The sequence below is a fragment of the Celeribacter marinus genome, from assembly GCF_965656515.1.
Classification (GTDB): domain Bacteria; phylum Pseudomonadota; class Alphaproteobacteria; order Rhodobacterales; family Rhodobacteraceae; genus Celeribacter; species Celeribacter marinus_D.
On the sequence record NZ_CBFHKW010000003.1, the window covers coordinates 22,346 to 38,781 of the forward strand.

The window sequence follows — 16,436 nt, forward strand, 5'->3', positions numbered from 1 at the left end:
AGCGTAGCCAACCCGCCACCAATCGCAATCAGGCAAGCCGACCCGAAAAAGGCCGTGCTTTGGCGAAGGCTGTCAAGGATAGCGGCGTCAAAGATACGGGGTTGTCGCGTGATCATCTGGATCATCCATTTGCGCCGGTAGTCCGCCATGAGATACGAAGTCGAGCGGTGTTTGACGGGTGGATTCTCTATTATGCGCCCAATACCGAGCCAGGCGATCAACAAAAAGCTGACAGCGACAGCATCAAGGGCCGAGAAAAACTGAAGTTGATCAATAAGTTCCATGTATTCTGATTTAACGTGACGGATGAAATGTTGCCATAGGAAAAAATTGGTTATAAAAACTTACCAATCAATTGACCTAAACACGTGTGGAGCCGATCCATGGATATGCCGATCCCCAATGCAGACGTGCTTGCACGCAAGCCTGAACTGGTTGCACGCCTTCGCGCCGTATTGCCCGATAGCGCAGTGATTGACGCGCCCGAAGAAGTCCTCGCCTATGAATGCGATGCGCTGACGGCGTATAAATGCGCGCCTTTGGTCGCAGTTTTGCCGCGCACCACGCAAGAAGTGTCTGACATCATGCGGATTTGCCATGACATGGGAGTGCCTGTGGTGCCGCGTGGGGCGGGTACGTCTTTGGCGGGAGGGTCGCTGCCAACGGCGGACGCAGTGATTTTAGGCGTGGCGCGACTGCGCGAGGTCATGGAAATCGACTATTCCAACAGGTTCATTCGTGTTCAAACTGGTATGACCAACCTAAGCGTCACAGGCGCAGTTGAAGGTGAGGGATTCTTTTACGCGCCCGACCCGTCCAGCCAGTTGGCCTGTGCCATTGCCGGTAATATTGCAATGAACTCTGGCGGTGCGCATTGCTTGAAATATGGCGTGACAACAAACAATTTGTTGGGCGTCACAATGGTTTTGGCTGACGGCGAGATTGTTGAGATCGGCGGCGCATATAGCGATCCGGCGGGGTTTGATCTCCTCGGCTTGATTTGTGGGTCTGAGGGGCAACTTGGTGTTGTGACCGAGGCTACGTTACGCATTTTGCCTAAACCCGAAGGAGCGCGCCCTGTCTTGATGGGATTTGACAGCAACGAAGTGGCGGGCGCGTGTGTGGCTGATATCATTCGCGCGGGCCTCAACCCCGTCGCCATCGAGTTTATGGATCGCCCTATTATTGTTGCGACCGAGGCCTTTGCAAAAGCGGGCTACCCTGATTGTGAAGCATTGTTGATCATTGAGGTCGAGGGATCGAATCAGGAAATGACCGATCAGCTGGCGCGCATTATCGAAATTGCCAAGCGCCACAACCCCGTTGAAATCCGCGAAAGTCAAAGTGCGGAGGAGGCGGCGCGCATTTGGCTTGGGCGTAAATCCGCATTTGGTGCGATGGGGCAGATGGGCGATTACCTTTGTCTTGATGGTACAATTCCCGTGGGTGAATTGCCGACTGTTTTACGGCGCATCGCGGAATTATCTGACGAGTACGGGCATCTTGTTGGAAACGTCTTTCACGCGGGAGATGGTAATATGCATCCGCTGATCGTGTTTAATGCGAACGAAGCGGGGCAACTGGAAAGTGCCGAAGCGCTTGGCGCGGAAATTCTCAAACTATGTGTGGATGTGGGCGGGTGTTTGACCGGTGAGCACGGGGTGGGTGTTGAAAAACGTGATATTATGACACACCAATTCGCCCCCGCTGATCTCGCGGCGCAAATGGACGTAAAGGACGTGTTCGATCCCGCATGGATTTTGAACCCGGCCAAGGTCTTTCCGCTCTCGGTGTCACACGATCGCAGGACAGGCGCATGAGTATTTTAGCAAGGCGCAATCCAAACTTCGCTGCGTGGCAAACAGAAACGGCGCAGACCATTTGCGACGGCGGGCCGTTTGTTCCGCGTGGTGGTTCAACCAGTATGTTGGGCTTGGCACAGGGCGCGGCGCTGCCGGCGCACAGCGAGGCGTGGGATTATGATCCGGCGGCGCTTACGCTTACGGTCGCTGCGGGTGTTTCCCTAGCGCAGGTTGATGAGATACTTCGGCAAGAAAAGCAACGTCTCGCGTTCGAGCCGCCTGCGTTTGGCGCACTTTTGGGCCGCACCGGCGTGCCGACAATTGGCGGGGTTATTGCGGGCAATCTTTCTGGTCCGCGCCGCGTGGGTGTTGGCGCGTGCCGTGATTTTTGCCTTGGCGTCGGGATCATAGACGGCCGTGGTCGCATCATTAAAAATGGCGGGCGCGTGATGAAGAACGTCACAGGGCTTGACCTGGTCAAGCTGATGGCGGGCAGTCATGGCGCGCTTGGCCTGATCACAGACGTGAGCCTAAAGGTACAGCCAATCCCACAGGTGAGTGCGACACTGGTCATCGCGGGTCTTACCGACCCTCAGGCTGTAGCTGCCCTGTCGAAGGCGCTTGGGACGCCGTTCGATGTTACGGGAGCGGCACATCTAAGGGGCGCGCAAGACGGGACGCCTGCGCGTACGCTTGTCCGTCTTGAGGGTTTCGAAAGCTCGGTCGCGTATCGGATGAGCGCGCTGCAAGTCGCGCTGGCGGAGTTTGGTGATAATGTCGTCGAATGGGATGAGACCGCGAACCGCGACATTTGGGGCAATATAAAAGACGTGGCGCGCTTTCATTCGGTTTCGGGTGATGTCTGGCGGGTCGCGGTGAAGCCGTCCGATGCGCCTGCATTGGTCGAGGCAGTCCAGCCATTGGACGCAATCTATGACTGGGGCGGCGGACGTGTTTGGATGCTGACCCAAGAGGGAACCAACCCACGTTCTCACATCGGTGCGGGCCACGCGACACTTGTGCGGGCAAGTGATGAGACCAAGCGGGCTATTGGTGTCTTCCATCCCGAACATACGATCGTCGCCAAGCTATCTGACGGGTTGCGCCAAAAGTTCGATCCAGATCAAAAATTCAATCGCGGGATGATGCGCTGATGCAAACCAACTTTACGCCAGAGCAACTGACCGATCCAGCGATCGAGCGGGCCAATGAAATCTTGCGGTCTTGCGTGCATTGTGGATTTTGCACCGCCACATGTCCGACCTACGCGGTTTTGGGCGACGAGCTAGACAGTCCGCGCGGGCGGATCTACCTCATCAAGGATATGTTGGAAAATGATCGTCCGGCCGATGAAAAGACGGTGAAACATCTCGATCGATGCCTGTCGTGTCTGGCATGTATGACCACCTGTCCGTCCGGAGTGCATTACATGCACCTGATTGATCATGCGCGGGTACATGTCGAAAAGACCTACAAACGTCCATTCATGGACCGCTTGTTGCGTTGGACCTTGGCACGGATTATCCCCTATCCTTCGCGGTTCCGCATCGCTCTTTTGGGCGCCAAAATTGGCAAACCGTTTCGCCATTTTATCCCCGACCCGCGCTTGAAGGCTATGCTTGCAATGGCCCCGAAAGTCATCCCACCCGTGTCTCGAAATGACGATGCGCAGGTATTTCCCGCTTTGGGAGAGCGCAAAAAGCGGGTGGCGCTCATGACAGGCTGTGCGCAAAAGGCGCTTGATACCGATATCAATGATGCAACGATCAGGCTTTTGACGCGGTTGGGCTGCGATGTCGTCGTCGCCAAGGGGGCGGGATGCTGTGGCGCGCTGACCCACCACATGGGCAAAGAAAGCATGTCGCATGCCTCGGCTGCCAAAAACATCACCGCATGGATGACAGAAGTCCACGGCGAAGGTTTGGACGCTGTGGTGATCAACGCCTCGGGCTGCGGCACCACTGTTAAGGACTATGGCCATATGTTTCGCAACGATCCGCTCGCAGCCGATGCGGCGACGGTTGCAGGACTCGCAAAGGACGTATCAGAGGTTTTGATGACCCTTGATCTTGCCGCGCATTGTGACACGCCTAAGGACATGAAGGTTGCATATCATGCAGCCTGTTCGCTCCAGCACGGACAACAGATCAAGACCTATCCAAAAGACCTTCTCAAACAAGCAGGATTCGCCGTCACCGAGCCTCGTGATTCGCATCTTTGTTGCGGATCTGCGGGCACCTACAACCTTTTGCAGCCCGAAATTTCGCAAAATCTGAAGGAACGGAAAATAAATACGCTTTCGGAGAAGACCCCAGATGTTGTGGCGACCGGCAATATCGGCTGCATGATGCAGTTGGGTGGGGGCATGAATGTGCCTGTTGTGCATACTGTTGAGCTACTGGATTGGGCAACAGGTGGACCAAAACCGCCCAAAATGTTCTCGGATCTGACATAATCGCGCCAAGATGGCTCAGTAGAGCTAAGTCCAAGTAGGACATGGGGACGACCGAATGTTGAGATTTCTGACAATCCTTGCCTTGGCTTTGCTTGCCGGCCAGGCACATGCGGATAGCCAGCTAAAGAGATTCAAGACTGTCGACGACAGTCGGGGATGGGAAGCCGTTGGGCGTCTTGATTTTGCGGGTGAGAGTTTTTGCACCGGCGCACTGATTACGCCGTCTTTGGTGCTAACGGCGGCGCATTGCCTATTTGATATCAAGACCCAGCAACGACATGACCCATCGGTGATGACGTTTCGTGCAGGGTTTCGGAATGGCCATGCGCAAGCCTACCGCAATGTGCGCCGCGCCATCGTCCATCCAGAATTTTCGATCAATGCGGCCAATAAAAAGGGTCGTTTGACCCGCGATATCGCACTTATCGAATTAGACCGCCCTGTGCGTGACGGAACTGTCATTCCGTTTGAAATTGCTTCGTCTGCCCTCAATGGGCAGCAGGTTGGTGTGGTCTCTTATGCGCGCTACCGATCCCAAGCCGCATCTCTGCAAGAAACATGTAGTGTTCTGGCTAAACAGGGCGGCGTTCTCGTAACATCATGCGATGTTGATTTTGGCTCCTCAGGGGCGCCGATCTTTTCAATGACCCAAGGCCGTCCAAAGATCGTATCAGTGGTCTCGGCTAAGGCGCAGTTTCAGGGGCGCAAAGTGTCGGTGGGCACCGAGCTTGAGGGACAGTTGGATCGTTTGATGGCACTGGCACAGAGTGACAAACGGTTCTTTAAAAAGGTTGAGGCCGACATTCCTTCCGACAGTTTGGATGGTTTGACGGACACGACATATGTGGTCGGTACGCTAGATTAGAGCATATCACATTTCGCCCCCGAACTTTACTCCTCATGACGCTACTACTGTGCCTTTGATTTTTATGTCAGCTATATTGACTTAAATGTTGAACTGCGCGACATATCTCCCCAAACAGGGAGGTGCGTTATGTCGTTAGATCATCTATTCGCCAATCGGACGTCTCGTATGTCCGCGTCCGAAATCCGCGAATTACTCAAGCTGCTCGATCAGCCTGACATCATTTCTTTTGCCGGAGGCATCCCCGACCCTGCATATTTTCCGCGCGCGGCCTTTGCGGATGCGATGACGGCAGCACTCTCGGAGCAGTCGGCGGGAGTTGCCCTGCAATATTCGACATCTGAGGGCTACACGCCCCTGCGCGATTGGATTGTGGCGCATATGGCGACCCTTGGGGTGCCATGCTCGCGCGACAACATCTTGATCACCGCGGGCTCGCAGCAGGCGCTCGATTATCTGGGGAAACTCCTGATTGATAAGGGGGACACCGCTTTGGTCGGGTGGCCCACATACCTCGGAGCGCTGGGCGCATTCAATGCGTATGAGCCACGCTATGACCGTCTTGATCCATCCGATAATCGCGCGCCCGAACAAATCGCGCTTGCGGCGGCTGAAGCGGGTGGGCGCGTAAAATTCGCCTATCTGTCACCAGACTTTGCCAATCCGACAGGGATCACACTTACACAACAAGAGCGCCGTACCGTTTTAGCCCGTGCAGACGCTTTGGATTGCGCCGTGATCGAAGATGCTGCCTATCAGTCATTGCGTTACGATGGTGAGGCTCTGCCCGCCATATTGGCCATGGAAATTGAACAAACGGGCGATATCGAAGCGTGCCGCACAATTTATTTGGGTTCGTTTTCCAAGACGCTGGCGCCCGGGTTGCGGGTCGGTTGGGTTGTCGCGGCAAAGCCCGTTATCTCACAGCTTGTTTTGACCAAACAGGCGGCAGACCTGCAAACCGCGACGATCAACCAAATGGCGGTGGCAGATGTTGCCGAAGCCGTATTTGACACGCATGTAAAGACCTTGCGCGCGGTGTACGGCAAGCGCATGCACGCGATGTTGGACGCATTGTCCGCCCATATGCCTACGGGCGTGACATGGATCGAGCCTGAGGGCGGGATGTTTGTATGGGTGACGTTGCCAAACGGGATGGATGCCAAGGCCGTGTTGCAAGACGCATTGGCGGCAAATGTCGCGTTTGTCCCGGGGGGCGCGTTTTACGCGGACGGCTCCAATGCCAATACCCTACGCCTCAATTTCTCAATGTCGTCAGAGGCTAAGATCATTGAGGGCATTGCGCGCCTTGGTGCGGTGATTTGCACAGCGATGGGAGAGGTTTCTCAACGCGCATAGTGCTGTCGTCGGTATTGGCCTCGCACTTTTTGCACATGCGGCGTAGAATGCGCGAGAGGTCGTTAAGGGGTATGTGACATGCTTGGTTTCTTTCGTTTGTTCTTGTTTGGGTTTGTGGGACTAACCGTGTTGTACCTGTTGCTCACAATCTACAATCGTTCGCTGACGCGAGAGCGGTTGGAGGATGAATGGGCCGAAGAGGGTGAAATCGGCGATCGCGATGCCTATGTCGAGGCTGGACTAGAGGATTATAAAACCTCCTTTCGGCCAAAACTTTTGCTCTTGGTTTACATCCTGCCATTAATCGCGTTTTGTGCGATCTTCTTTATTACGAACTTTATGTGAGGCTTGCCGCCAATGCGCTACGTTAAATGGACTTTTGTTACTCTTTTGGTGCTCTTTGTAGGTGGCTTCTTTCATTACGTTTTACCACAGCATGACATTGTGCGGATCGTAAACACTTATGAGGAACGTCAGGATCTGACGGGGTGGACGACGATGTTCTGGCAAGCGCCCGACAATGGCTCCACCACCACCCAAGCCCGCGATGTCCAGTTTATCCAAGCCGTTTATCCCAATGGCGACACCATGGTGTACCGCAATGAGGACACGGGATGGGGATGGCCGCCCTATTTCAAATTCGACACGGCGAACCTCTATACCGAAGCCAATGACGCGATCTCGACCAAGGCGGCCCCCGAATGGTATTCGGTGACGCATTACGGGTGGCGCAACGAAATCCTGTCGATCTTTCCAAACGCAATTGCGTTCAAAGCGGTCGAGGGCCCCGATGCCCGTATTACGCCGTGGTTTAACATCGTGTTCCTGACCTTCTTTGCCGCCGTGCTTTTGCTCATTCGCCGGATGTGGTTACAGTTTCGCGAACGCACGATTGACCCGCTTGTCGAGGATGTGGATGAGGCATGGGATGAGGCCAGCGTGCGCACGCGCAACACGGCGCGCGGCTTAAAAGGGTGGTTCACCAAAAAACGCTGATCCGCCTGACCACCCCCTAGAAGGGTTCAGATCAAAGCCGCCTTTGACCGCATGTGTTAAGCTAAAGCGCACGCGAAAAAGGAGCATTTGATGACCCATTCAATTCACACCCTGTCCGTTACGGCACTTGTCATTGTGGGCGCACTCATTGCGGCCCCTGCGATCCCCTATTCGGGGGAAACGTTTGTGACCTGTAATCTCAATCCCGATGGGGATAATTTTCTCGCCTTGCGTGAATGCGGGTCGTCGAAATGCGACATGATCATGCGCTTGCCGCCCGACACGTTTCTAGAGACGATGAACCCCGCTGACGGGTCGCGGTGGCGCGAGGTGATCGTACGCGACGGGCTACAAGACGACAGCTACGCGGGCCCATCGGGATGGGTCTACGACAAATACATTTGTGCTGTGATCTACCGCTGATCGTCTGGGTCAGCCCTCGCCGTACGGCACCCAGATGGTTTTGATCTCGGTGGAGTGCGCAAGCCAGTCACGCGCGGGGTAGCTGCGGCTTTGGCCGTTGTTCACCCATGTGCGTTTAAGATTGCCCGCGCTTTCGCTCTCGATCGTGGCTGACAGACCGGCAGATGAGAACGACCAAACAGCGTCTACATCCATATGCCCCGCCATTGGCTTGGCCAATTCGGAATGGCTGCCCGTAAGGATATTCACCACACCTGCGGGGACATCTGAGGTGTCGAGCACCTGATAGAAATCCGTCGCGGCAAGGGGATAGGCCTCGGACGCCACGGCCACCACGCGGTTGCCCATAGCAATGGCGGGGGCCATCACGTCGATCAGGCCGCCAAGCGGGCGATCATCACAAAACGCGCCGATCACCCCCACGGGGTCTTTCATGGCGAGGGCCACGCCGCGCATCGGTACGGGTTTGGCCGCACTGTCGTATTTATCGCACCACGCCGCATAGGTGAACAGCGTCGAAATGGCGCCCTCGACCTCCGCCTGTGCTTTGCCGTTTGGCGTCCCCGTAAGGGCCGCAATCCGCGCGGCGAATTCATCACTGCGGGCAGATAGGTTTTCACCGATGTAATATAGGATTTGCGCGCGCAGGTGAGCGGTGGCTTTGCTCCACCCCTTGGCGGCGTGTGCGGCCTCAACGGCGTTACGCACATCCTTGCGGCTCGCCAATGAGGCGTGGCCAAGTAACTTGCCTTTGGGTGAGAATACCGCTTCGGAGTAGCCGCTATCGGGGCGAGATTGCTTGCCGCCGATGTAGAGTTTGGAGGTACGGTCAAGGTCGAGCACGGCCACGGCGTCGGGCTTTAGGTGCTTGATCGCGGGTTTGATCGTCACGGCTTTTCCCGTGGGTTTGGTATAGGCCAACATGCCTTCCCATCCGCCCTCACGGCCAAATCCGCTTTCGCGTACGCCGCCAAATCCGGCGGCTGCGTCGAACATGTTCGCGCCGTTGATCCAGACCACACCTGCAACCAGTTTGGGCGCAATGTCGAGCGCGAGATTGATGTTCTCGGACCATACGGACGCGGCCAAGCCGTAGCGCGTGTCATTGGCGACCTGCACGGCCTCGGCGGGGGTGCGGAAGGTGGTGGATACCAAAACCGGCCCGAATATTTCTTCCTGCATCAGCATGGATGAGCCGTGCAATCCCGTGACCAATGTGGGTGGGTAGTAACAGCCCTCAGGGGCAGGGCAGGGTTGATGCACCGTGCCTTCCGCGCCGCCCGCTGCCATTAGAGTTTTGATGCGGTCAAGCTGTACCGGATCGACGATAGCCCCCACATCGATGCACTTATCAAGCGGGTTACCGATGCGCAGCTTTGCCATGCGTTCGATCAGGCGGCGGTGGAATTCGTCTGCGATGCCCTCTTGCACCAAAAGGCGCGATCCGGCGCAGCACACCTGTCCTTGGTTGAAAAAGATCGCGTCGACCAAGCCCTCGATGGCGCTGTCCATGTCGGCGTCTTCGAATACGATGTAGGGGGATTTCCCGCCCAATTCCAACGTCAGCGATTTTCCCGTTCCGGCAGTGGCGGCACGGATTTCCCGCCCGACACCTGTTGATCCGGTAAACGCGATTTTGTCCACGTCAGAGGCGACCAAGGCCGCCCCCGTATCGCCATCGCCCGTAATGATGTTGACCACGCCCTTTGGCAGGCCCGCTTCGGTGCAGATCTCGGCAAAGACCATCGCGGTGAGCGATGTAAATTCAGCGGGTTTGAGCACAACGGTGTTGCCCGCCGCAATCGCGGGGGCGATTTTCCATGCAAGCATCAACAGCGGAAAATTCCACGGGATGATCTGACCACACACGCCAAGCGCCTCGCGGTCGTGCATTTCGTCGTCCATCAGTTGGGCAATGCCCGCGTGATAGTAGAAATGTCGCGCAACCAACGGGATATCGACATCGCGGGCCTCGCGGATCGGTTTGCCGTTATCCAGTGTCTCCATGACCGACAACAGGCGCGCATGTTTTTGAACAAGCCGTGCGATGGCATAGAGAAATTTGGCGCGTTTATGCCCGCCCAGTTTCGCCCATTTGGATTGGGCCTTGCGTGCGGCGGCCACGGCGGTGGCAACCTCGTCGGGGGTGGATTTGGTCAGACCCGCAAGGCGCTCGCCCGTAGCGGGGTTCATCACGTCAATATCGGCGCGCAATGGCCCCCATGTGCCGTCCACATAGTTGCCCGCGATCTCGCCGCGCGCCTCTAGCCAAGCAAGCGCTTCGCCTGCACTTTCAGGAGCTGCACCATAGTCCATTGTCTCGAAAATATCTTTAACGGTCATTTCGTTTATCCTTCTGGCGGGCTTACCCGATTGGGTGACGCCAAGCGGCGGAATAGTTGCCTGTCACGTGGTGCTCAAGTTGACGTTCGATATCGCCCAAAAGCGAGGACGCGCCAAAGCGGAACAGGTGGGGCGAGAGCCAGTGATTGCCCAATTCTTCTTTGATCAAGGACAGGTAGACGAGTGCGTCCTTGGCTTTGGAAATGCCGCCTGCGGGTTTGTAGCCAACGCGAAAACCCGTGCGCTCGTGATAGTCGCGGATGGTGCGGATCATGGTGAGCGAGACGGGGAGAGTGGCGTTCACGCTTTCTTTGCCTGTCGACGTCTTGATGAAATCTGCGCCTGCCATCATGCAGACGTAAGAGGCGCGGGCAACATTGCGCAGCGAGCCAAGTTCCCCCGTAGCCAAAATCGCTTTGACGTGGGCTTCGCCGCACGCGGCGCGAAAGGCGCGCATTTCATCGTATAGGGCTTGCCAGTTGCCAGTAAGCACGTGGCGGCGCGAGATCACGATGTCGATCTCTTTCGCCCCTGCTTTTACACTTTCTTCGATTTCTTTGACCCGTAGGTGGAGCGGCGATAACCCCGCTGGAAAGCCCGTTGAGACTGCGGCTACCGGAATGCCCGTCCCGCTCAGCGCCTCAACGGCAGTTTCGACCATATCGTGGTACACACAGATCGCGCCTGTTGTAATGGGCGTCATGCCCAAGGCTTCCATGATGTCCGCGCGTACAGGATGCGCGGCCTTGGCGCATAGCCGCTTTACGCGGCCTGCGGTGTCGTCACCCGATAGCGTTGTTAGGTCGATCATGGTGATTGCTTTTAAAAGCCATGCCGCCTGATGGTCTTTCTTGACGCTCCGGCGCCCAGGCAACGTGGCGCATCTTCGCTCAATGGCGGATGTATTGGCCTGAACGGCGCGCACCCAATCCAGATCCAGATCCATCCCCGCGTTGCGCGGTTCATGGATCTGGGGCAGATGCGCAGTCGTGGGCTGCGCCTCGTTGAGGGAGGGAGAGGTCTGTGTGGCGGTCATCGGGTGATCCTTCTTTCCGCGTTAAATCTGACAGGTCTTTGTGGCAAAGGCAAGAATTTGACCTCTTGGTCAAACGGGTTGCACGACACCTTTTTGGTTTTTCTCGCGGTATCGACGTGGCGTCACAGAAAACTGCGCCAGAAACAGGCGGTGAAAGTGGCTCATATTCGAAATGCCAAGGGTCTGCGCGATGTCTGCTAACGTATCGGGCGTGCCCGTCAAAAGACGTGAAGCATGATGCATGCGGCGCGCGTTCATATAGTCGGAGGGTGTCATGCCAAAGTGCTTTTGCATGGAACGCGACACATGGGCATGAGATTTTCCTGTCACAGCAACAAGCCCCGCAGCACCGTTGCGCAAAACCTCAAAATCATCTGTAGCTATTAGTGCGGATTGAAGCCACGCGGGAAGGTCGTCCGCAGCCTCCTGTGTTTCGTTCAATAGGTCAGCGATAAGAGGCAATAAAAATGCATCAAGGTGCAATGTGGTTCGTGGTGCAGCCTCAAGGGATAGTGCCGCTGTCGATAAGCGAGAGAGAGCACGGATGCCACGATGAATACGAACAGGCACCGCGCTTGGTGCCGCAAAAAACTGGCCCGCTTGGGAATAGCGTGCGAGGAGGGCGTCGATTTCAGTTGCGGGGATGATGACATTGACCAGATGGCAGTCATCACCGACCCCTTGCAGCCCATGGGGCGTATCGGGTGGGATGAACGTCAAATCACCCTCGATCAACGTGCATTTCTGTGCATTCAAGTGCAGGCGCGCTTTTCCATTCACGAGCCAACAGATTTCATAGTAATCTTGGGTGTGCAGCGTTTTGGGGCGCGCCCGGCCTAGCATCACGCGGGAGATGTGGCATGCAGCCCCCAGTTCTAAGATTTCTGCGTGACGAAGGTTCATGTCAGTCATACAGCGTGATTAACATATTTTGCATCCTAAACTATCATTTAGATTTAAAAATCTGATTTCGTTATGTCTTTTATTGATCTGGACCAAGCGGATCCGCTACATGAACAGGCTGCAATACTGTGACGCCTGACCGCTTTGACAGCGCGGCGATATCATCGTCATAGCCAGCCGTAATTTCGGCAAGGTCGTCGTGCGTCCATCCCGGAATGCCACCTACTGGACCGACCGTGTCAACCTCTTCGTATTTGTCGAGAAAGGCGAGCGACACGCGCTCCAGCGCGGCTTGAGACGCTGGCGTGAACTTTTTGGCATAGGCGGTCAGACGTTCGCCGCCTTCTTTGGAGAGCATGTCACGGACGGCTGTGAGGGAGCCACGCACGGCCACGTCATCGTTTAAATCGCCAAGATGGCGCAAAATTCGCTCCCAAATAAGGGGCGCGTCCTCCTCGGTCCAGATGGTCAGAGGAACATGTGGGGCGGCCTCTTGAATGCGGTCTATACACGGCATCCATGACACGTCGGGCGCGGGAATGTTGTTGGCAAACCAGTTTGCGTGGCCTGCTGCGTGACCGTTGTCTAGGACGCTTCCAATCAGGGTGGCGGGGTTTATGATCGACATGGAAACGCGAAGGTCCGCAGCGCTAAACACATTTGAAATTCTGCGCACTTGATCGGCCAAGCCCGCATATAGCATGTGCTCTTCAAAGGCGCTCTCTAATGGCCCACACCATTTCTCATCGACCATGACAAGGCCGGTGGTGCTTTCGTCGCTCGCCAAGCGAGTCAGCAGAGCGCGACTTTCTTCGAGGGGGACGACCTGTCCATCCAATCGGCGCAGCACAGCGTCAATTTGAGCGCGATATTCGTTAACGTCCGGCACAACCACGTTTTGGCGCTTGTAAACGCGCTGATTGATGCGCACGGCCTGTGCCAAACGTTGCGTTTTTGTGAAATGTACGCCGATGTGCAGATGGGCTTTCATCTGTTGGTCTCCTTCTTCGTGCGCCTCAATGCGCCGCCTCGCCGCGCTCAACCGTAAAGAAAAACTCTGCATCTAGGTCTTGGTCGATCACATTGTCGGGCACGCATTGCGGACCCTTTAAAAAGACATTTGCGCCAAAATGCGAATGCAACCGACTGAGCTTTTCGAGGCGCGGGCCAGATAATTCGTTATAGAATTTGGTATAGGTTTCGGTCGCTCGCAATTGGGCAATCTTGGCCGTATGCGCTTGAACGCAGGCTTGGTGTTGAGCGGCAATTTCGGGATCTTCGAGGAGGCGATCATACTCTACACGCAGCTTTGGGATCATGCGTTGAATCGATGTTTCACGTTCAAAGTTGTTGTTCATCCGAAACCAGTAGGCAAGACCTTGGTCGCGGTCCACGTGGTTGACCCGCCCTCTGTCACGTTTCACCAAAAAGCTCTCGGCGGAGCGCACGGCGTAGTGGTTGAGTTGAACCAGATCATAGCCGTATGTGTCGGAGGTCGAACGCCATGCGTTTCGAAACTCTGTGCGGGGCATCGGCTTACCTGAGCCGTTGTACCACCGAATCTTGTCCCAGATTTGCGGTTTTAGCCCTTTGGGTCGGTGCACGCCAAACTTCTTGAACAGGCCGATGTTTTTGAACAGGGTTTTGAATCCCCACGCTTGGTGCGGTTTGTTTGCATGCTCAGGGGCCGCGCGGTCAAATTGCTCCAGTAAAAAATGATCGTGATAGCCATGTACATCGGCGTTGCCAAAAAGTCTCCATGTACATGAGATCAGGTTAGCATCGGGGAGCGCCGCGAACAGAGCGCTCATTGTCCCGTCACCAACTTTGACGTTTATAAATTCGTCTACATCCATGGAAATGGCCCAATCAGCCCCCGTCACGACGTCTTCGTGTTCTGCCGCTTGCAGGGCGGCGTGCTGAGGTTTGAGGTCTGTGCCTTTGAACGGGTTGTCGCGGTGGTGCACGTAGCCTTTTGCTTGCAGCAAATCCAGGAACGTATCAGTCCCATCGGTACAATCGTTGGTGTAGACCAAAAAGCCCTCAATTCCGATTGCGCGGTGATAGGCGAGCCATTCAAGAATAAAAGGCCCCTCGTTTTTCATGCAGGTCACAATGGCTACGGAGTTGTCACCACGCGGCGGGGCGGCCACGGTTTCCTCTGGCATTAAGACGGGCTGATATCCCCATGTGCGCGTCGATAGTTCAACCAGTGGGGCATGCTCGATGAGCGAGGACTTGGGGACAATTTTCGAAACAGACGGCGCACGATGACGCAGGCCCATGCAACGATAAAATTCATACCCCGTTTTAGCATCAGCTCCGCCCACGCGGACCAGGCGAAAGACTGCGCCAGATGGCAGACGTTTGGGTGCCGCACACCACCGCGCGCGCCGCTTGGTCTCGTCGAACTGAATACAAATGTGGTCCGCAAACGCCGGCTCGTCACCTTTGATCCGCCACGGGTAGGTTTGACGTCCCAACAGTTGCACCACGCCGTTGGGTGCGGTTTGCGCGAGGTCAAACATCGTTAAAGTGCCGTTTTTCGGGACAAGGTCGTACACTTCAATGTTGGCGACACCCCGCGCCTCGTTGAGATATTTCCGCCGCAGCAGTTCATAGATCAGGACATCGGCTAACGGAGATGACCATGCGTTGGGCTCTGGCTTGGTCATACGGTCTTTGCCTGGGGCACCCGGTGTTGAAAATGGATGTGTTTCGGGCGGGAGGGTCGCGTTCCCGAGAGGGACGGTCGCGTGAATGTGCATGACAGCTAGATCTGCGTCAATTTTGGCCAATCCGTCTTGTAGCTCTTGGGTAAAGGTCGCGTTTTGCGATGGGTCCGCGCGATCCACAATAAGCGCGCCTGTCAGGCCTTGATGGCTGGCGTGATACCGCAGCCAGTCCAGAACCATTTTGGCGCTCTCGCCGTTGCGCGTTGCAAGGGCGACGTTTCGGCCGCGCATAAGATCGGCATTCGGGTGCGATAGGGTGATTTCTTTTTGGGTGCCATCGACGTCTAGGGCTATCGCGCGCGTCGGCGTTTGTCCTGTGATCCACGGCGCATTGCCAACAGTCTTTGCATCTGCTTTGTCCAACATGGTCTTTGCGACATCATCGGACAGTGTCGCTGTGTGGTGGAAAAACAAGTCCGTGGTGTCGCCCGACACAATCGCATCAAGCAAAATGATATCCCCAAAAACCTGAGCGTTTAGGGTTTGTGCGACGTAGTCAGCCATGGGTGTTTTTGCTTTCCGCCTGCTTTAGCATCTCGATATGTGCCATGAACCGCGCGCCGGATGGTGGCACCGCGGTTGGCATGAGTTCACATTGCCAGAACAAATCGACGATCTCTTTGTCCTTTTTGAGGCGAGACAGGCGATCACGATGATAGGAAACGCAGATATCGTGCAACGCATCGAACGCCGCCAGCGCCGTTCGCGAACTGCGGCTTGCGTCAAGCATCGGCGCGATCCGTTTGTCCTCAACCGTATTAAAATTGCGCATAGCCCAATATCCCGCATCAACCGATTTTCGAACGTGATTTGGCAGGCCTCGGTCGGATTTCAGAATGAATTCCTCGATGGAGCGCACGGAATAATGGTTCAACCATGCGCGTTCCTCATTTTGCGGCACACCCATAAGATGGATCAAACCCGCCATCGTGTTGAACTTCGCAGGCGCGTTTGTACCTGAGGCGAAAGCCCATGTGGCGTCTCCCTTAGGCCTGTGCACGCCAAGGCCGTCAAAGGCGCTGGGGCGATGCAGGGATTTGAACAGATGTCCCAACGGAACGGGCATCCCGTTCGGGCCTGACCGTGTGAAACGCTCCGTAACAGGGCGATCGATCCATTCCGCGTGCCCGCCATTTCCAAACAGGTGCCACCGTAGTGGCACAGCGTCGATTCCTTCGGGCAGGAGCGAGTTAAGGGTCACCCCCTCGGTTAGAACGAGGTATTCGTCGGCGTCAAAAAACATTGCCATTTCGGCGTCGCGGTAGACATGATGATCCTGCAACAGACGTAACGCTTGCCATTGCACTGCCTTACCCGCTTTCGGTGTAAAAGGGAGGTGAGTGATGATACCCGCGTCATCCAAAGCGTCCAAAAGTGTGTCTGACCCGTCAAGACAGTCGTGTGAGGCAATGAGGAAGTGCGAAAAGCCATGCGCACGATGGTGAGCAATCCAATCAAGAAGCCAAGGCCCCTCATCGCGGACACATGTAATCCCAACAATATTCAAACTCGCATCCAC

The 16,436-nt window shown here is 55.8% G+C and carries 15 protein-coding genes; 8 read left to right on the plus strand and 7 right to left on the minus strand.

The features are described 5' to 3' along the window. On the minus strand, window positions 1-284 hold a 284-nt coding region (locus tag ACTG34_RS01265; RefSeq protein WP_439103239.1), incomplete at its 3' end, for a DUF599 family protein. Between the two features lie 99 nt (window positions 285-383). Between ACTG34_RS01265 and ACTG34_RS01270 the strand changes: the two genes are divergently transcribed. From ACTG34_RS01270 to ACTG34_RS01305, 8 genes are all read left to right on the plus strand, one after another. Beyond that, the gene (locus ACTG34_RS01270; RefSeq protein ID WP_439103240.1) at window positions 384-1,820 is read left to right on the plus strand and encodes an FAD-linked oxidase C-terminal domain-containing protein; all 1,437 of its coding nucleotides are present in this window, start codon (window positions 384-386) and stop codon (window positions 1,818-1,820) included. Continuing rightward, a complete protein-coding gene (locus tag ACTG34_RS01275) occupies window positions 1,817-2,956 on the plus strand; it encodes an FAD-binding protein (RefSeq protein WP_439103241.1) in 1,140 nt (379 codons plus the stop codon). Before ACTG34_RS01270 ends, ACTG34_RS01275 begins: the two co-directional genes overlap by 4 nt. Then, on the plus strand, window positions 2,956-4,257 hold the full coding sequence (gene glcF, locus ACTG34_RS01280) for a glycolate oxidase subunit GlcF (protein WP_439103242.1): 1,302 nt from the start codon (window positions 2,956-2,958) through the stop codon (window positions 4,255-4,257). Before ACTG34_RS01275 ends, glcF begins: the two co-directional genes overlap by 1 nt. A 55-nt stretch (window positions 4,258-4,312) precedes the next feature. Then, window positions 4,313-5,122 carry a trypsin-like serine peptidase gene (locus tag ACTG34_RS01285; protein WP_439103243.1) on the plus strand — a complete coding sequence of 270 codons (810 nt, stop codon included), beginning with the start codon at window positions 4,313-4,315 and terminating at the stop codon, window positions 5,120-5,122. A gap of 129 nt (window positions 5,123-5,251) precedes the next feature. Then, window positions 5,252-6,481 carry a PLP-dependent aminotransferase family protein gene (locus ACTG34_RS01290; protein WP_439103244.1) on the plus strand — a complete coding sequence of 410 codons (1,230 nt, stop codon included), beginning with the start codon at window positions 5,252-5,254 and terminating at the stop codon, window positions 6,479-6,481. Window positions 6,482-6,559: 78 nt separating this feature from the next. Next, complete coding sequence (locus ACTG34_RS01295; RefSeq protein WP_439103245.1) at window positions 6,560-6,826, plus strand: hypothetical protein; 267 nt, start codon at window positions 6,560-6,562, stop codon at window positions 6,824-6,826. A gap of 12 nt (window positions 6,827-6,838) precedes the next feature. Beyond that, entirely contained in the window at window positions 6,839-7,477 is a 639-nt protein-coding gene (locus tag ACTG34_RS01300) for a DUF1523 family protein (protein WP_439103246.1), read from the plus strand. 90 nt (window positions 7,478-7,567) lie between these two features. Further along, window positions 7,568-7,900, plus strand: a complete 333-nt coding sequence (locus ACTG34_RS01305; RefSeq protein ID WP_439103247.1) for a hypothetical protein — start codon at window positions 7,568-7,570, stop codon at window positions 7,898-7,900. Window positions 7,901-7,909: 9 nt separating this feature from the next. Here the strand turns inward: ACTG34_RS01305 and ACTG34_RS01310 are convergent, their stop codons facing one another. The 6 genes from ACTG34_RS01310 to ACTG34_RS01335 all read right to left on the minus strand — a co-directional run bounded on the left by ACTG34_RS01310 (window position 7,910) and on the right by ACTG34_RS01335 (window position 16,424). Beyond that, window positions 7,910-10,243 carry an aldehyde dehydrogenase family protein gene (locus ACTG34_RS01310; protein WP_439103248.1) on the minus strand — a complete coding sequence of 778 codons (2,334 nt, stop codon included), beginning with the start codon at window positions 10,241-10,243 and terminating at the stop codon, window positions 7,910-7,912. A 22-nt stretch (window positions 10,244-10,265) separates the two neighbouring features. Beyond that, window positions 10,266-11,279: a deoxyribose-phosphate aldolase gene (deoC, locus tag ACTG34_RS01315; RefSeq protein ID WP_439103249.1), complete on the minus strand. Its 1,014-nt coding sequence runs from the start codon at window positions 11,277-11,279 to the stop codon at window positions 10,266-10,268. 69 nt (window positions 11,280-11,348) lie between these two features. Then, window positions 11,349-12,191, minus strand: coding sequence for a helix-turn-helix domain-containing protein (locus ACTG34_RS01320; RefSeq protein ID WP_439103250.1), 843 nt, complete (start codon window positions 12,189-12,191; stop codon window positions 11,349-11,351). A gap of 70 nt (window positions 12,192-12,261) precedes the next feature. Next, window positions 12,262-13,173 (minus strand): hypothetical protein, encoded by a 912-nt coding sequence (locus ACTG34_RS01325; RefSeq protein ID WP_439103251.1) that lies wholly within the window; start codon window positions 13,171-13,173, stop codon window positions 12,262-12,264. Window positions 13,174-13,198: 25 nt separating this feature from the next. Next, window positions 13,199-15,421 carry a glycosyltransferase family 2 protein gene (locus ACTG34_RS01330; protein ID WP_439103252.1) on the minus strand — a complete coding sequence of 741 codons (2,223 nt, stop codon included), beginning with the start codon at window positions 15,419-15,421 and terminating at the stop codon, window positions 13,199-13,201. Further along, on the minus strand, window positions 15,414-16,424 hold the full coding sequence (locus tag ACTG34_RS01335; RefSeq protein WP_439103253.1) for a glycosyltransferase family 2 protein: 1,011 nt from the start codon (window positions 16,422-16,424) through the stop codon (window positions 15,414-15,416). The genes ACTG34_RS01330 and ACTG34_RS01335 overlap by 8 nt, the downstream gene beginning before the upstream one ends. Between the last annotated feature and the right edge of the window lie 12 nt (window positions 16,425-16,436).